We start from the raw sequence: 2763 nt of genomic DNA, 5'->3' as shown, positions 1-2763 counted from the left end.
GCGCTGAGCTGGCCGTCCATCTGGTGGCTCTCGTCGAGGAACATCAGCGCATCCTTCGGCAGGTAGTCGGTCAAGGTGGCGGGCGGCTCGCCCGGCGCGGCGCCCGAGAGGTGGCGCGTGTAGTTCTCGATGCCCTTGCAGTGGCCGATCTCGGCGAGCATCTCCAGGTCGAAGCGGGTGCGCTGCTCCAGGCGCTGCGCCTCCACCAGCTTGCCCTGCGAGACGAATTCCTTGAGCCGCTCGGCCAGCTCGATCTTGATGGTCTCGACCGCGCTCAGCACCTTGTCGCGCGGCGTCACGTAGTGGCTCGACGGGTATACGGTGAAGCGCGGGATCTTCTGGCGGATGCGGCCCGTGAGCGGATCGAACAGCTGCAGCGTCTCGATCTCGTCGTCGAACAGCTCGATGCGGATGGCCAGCTCGCTGTGCTCGGCCGGAAACACGTCGATGGTGTCGCCGCGCACGCGGAAGGTGCCGCGCGAAAAGTCCTGCTCGTTGCGGGTGTACTGCATGCGGATCAGCCGCCCGATCACGTCGCGCTGGCCGATCTGGTCGCCCACCCGCATGATGAAACGCATCTGCGTGTAGTCCTCGGGCGTGCCGATGCCGTAGATAGCGCTCACCGTGGCCACGATGACCGTGTCGCGCCGCTCCAGCACGCTCTTGGTGGCCGACAGGCGCATCTGCTCGATGTGCTCGTTGATCGAGCTGTCCTTCTCGATGAACAGGTCGCGCTGCGGCACATAGGCCTCGGGCTGGTAGTAGTCGTAGTAGCTCACGAAGTACTCGACGGCGTTCTTGGGAAAGAACTCGCGGAATTCGCTGTAGAGCTGCGCCGCCAGCGTCTTGTTGGGCGCAAAGACGATGGCCGGGCGGCCCAGCCGCGCGATCACGTTGGCCATGGTGAAGGTCTTGCCCGAGCCCGTGACRCCCAGCAGCGTCTGGAACACCTCGCCGTCGAGCACGCCCTCGACCAGGCCGTCGATGGCCTTCGGCTGGTCCCCGGCCGGCGGGTAGGGCTGGAAAAGTTCGAAAGGCGAACCGGGGTATTTGATGAATTCGCCCTGCTTGGCCGGCCCGATCGGGTCCAGTTTCTTCAGGTCTGCTATGGCTTCGTTGTTCTCTGGCATGGCTGTTCCCGACAGGTGGCGGTGGCGCCGGTAAAATTCAAGGCAACCGGAAAGCGTAGCGCAAGTCCGGTTGCCAGCGAAGCTTTCATCCCAAAGGACTTTCTCCATGTCTATGTTCACCGCGGTCGAAATGGCACCGCGCGACCCGATCCTCGGCCTCAACGAGCAGTTTGCAGCCGACACCAACCCCAACAAGGTCAACCTCGGCGTCGGCGTCTACTACGACGACAACGGCAAGCTGCCGCTTTTGCAGTGCGTGCAAGCCGCCGAACAGAACATGATGAAGGCGCCCACGGCGCGCGGCTACCTGCCGATCGACGGCATCGTGGCGTATGACAACGCGGTCAAGGGCCTGGTCTTCGGCGCCGACAGCGAGCCGGTGCAATCGGGCCGCGTGGCCACTATCCAGGCCATCGGCGGCACCGGCGGCCTGAAGGTCGGCGCCGACTTCCTCAAGAAGCTCAACCCCAAGGCCAAGGTGCTGATCAGCGACCCGAGCTGGGAAAACCACCGCGCCCTGTTCACCAACGCGGGCTTCGAGGTCGAAAGCTACCCCTACTACGACGCCGCCAGGCGCGGCGTCAACTTCGACGGCATGCTGGCCGCCCTGAACGCTGCGCCGGCCGGCACCGTCGTGGTGCTGCACGCCTGCTGCCACAACCCGACCGGCTACGACATCACGCCCGAGCAGTGGGACCAGGTCGTGGCCGCGGTCAAGGCCAAGGGCCTGGTGCCCTTCCTCGACATGGCCTACCAGGGCTTCGGCTACGGCCTGAAGGAAGACGGCGCGGCCGTCGCCAAGTTCGTCGACGCGGGCCTGACCTTCTTCGTCTCGACCTCGTTCTCGAAGAGCTTCAGCCTCTACGGCGAGCGCGTGGGCGCCCTGTCGGTGCTGTGCGAGAACAAGGAAGAAGCCGGCCGCGTGCTGTCGCAGCTCAAGATCGCGATCCGCACCAACTACAGCAACCCGCCGATCCACGGCGGCGCCGTGGTGGCCGCGGTGCTCGGCAACCCCGAGCTGCGCGCCCTGTGGGAAAAGGAACTCGGCGAAATGCGCGTGCGCATCAAGGCCATGCGCCAGAAGCTGGTCGACGGCCTCAAGGCCGCCGGCGTGAAGGAAGACATGAGCTTCATCACCACGCAGATCGGCATGTTCAGCTACTCGGGCCTCAGCAAGGACCAGATGGTGCGCCTGCGCAACGAGTTCGGCGTGTACGGCACCGACACCGGCCGCATGTGCGTGGCCGCGCTCAACAGCAAGAACATCGACTACGTCTGCGCGTCGATCGCCAAGGTCATCTAGGCGTCAGCAAGATGTGAGGGAATCTGCGTTTTACGATTCCTTCACATTCGTGGCTTAAAAACGGCCCTTTCGGCAGGGCCGGTGTAGGGGTTAGGCCCCCTGCAAGTCAGCGAATGCGCTGATATATTGCATTGCAACATTCCACTCCAAGACCAGCGATGCTCTATCAACTCTACGAAGCCCAGCGTTCCCTCATGGAGCCGTTTTCGGACTTCGCGCAAGCGGCGTCCAAGCTTTATGGCCAAGGCGCGGTGTGGGGCCAGCTGCCCATGGCCCAGCGCATGGCGGCGGGCTACGACCTGCTCTACCGCCTCGGCAAGGACTACGAGA

Annotated in this window: 2 protein-coding genes and 1 pseudogene; 2 read left to right on the top strand and 1 reads right to left on the bottom strand. The window is 64.3% G+C overall.

What is annotated here, in order from left to right:
- On the bottom strand, positions 1–1130 hold a 1130-nt coding region (locus AC1DOC_RS28125), incomplete at its 3' end, for a DEAD/DEAH box helicase family protein (RefSeq protein ID WP_478130963.1).
- Positions 1131–1236: 106 nt separating this feature from the next.
- Here AC1DOC_RS28125 and AC1DOC_RS28120 point away from each other — a divergent pair.
- Both AC1DOC_RS28120 and AC1DOC_RS28115 read left to right on the top strand, forming a co-directional pair.
- Positions 1237–2433 carry an amino acid aminotransferase gene (locus tag AC1DOC_RS28120; protein ID WP_062361682.1) on the top strand — a complete coding sequence of 399 codons (1197 nt, stop codon included), beginning with the start codon at positions 1237–1239 and terminating at the stop codon, positions 2431–2433.
- 158 nt (positions 2434–2591) lie between these two features.
- A pseudogene (locus tag AC1DOC_RS28115) lies at positions 2592–2763 on the top strand (polyhydroxyalkanoate depolymerase); the annotation flags it as partial.

The organism is Variovorax sp. 01T439_2 (assembly GCF_056398445.1).
Note: the sequence above shows the minus strand (reverse complement) of the source record. Positions and strands in the feature narration are given on the sequence as shown.

Excerpts from the sequence above, each read along its gene's own strand:
- AC1DOC_RS28120 (WP_062361682.1), top strand. The coding sequence starts at position 1,237 with ATGTCTATGTTCACCGCGGTCGAAATGGCACCGCGCGACCCGATCCTC.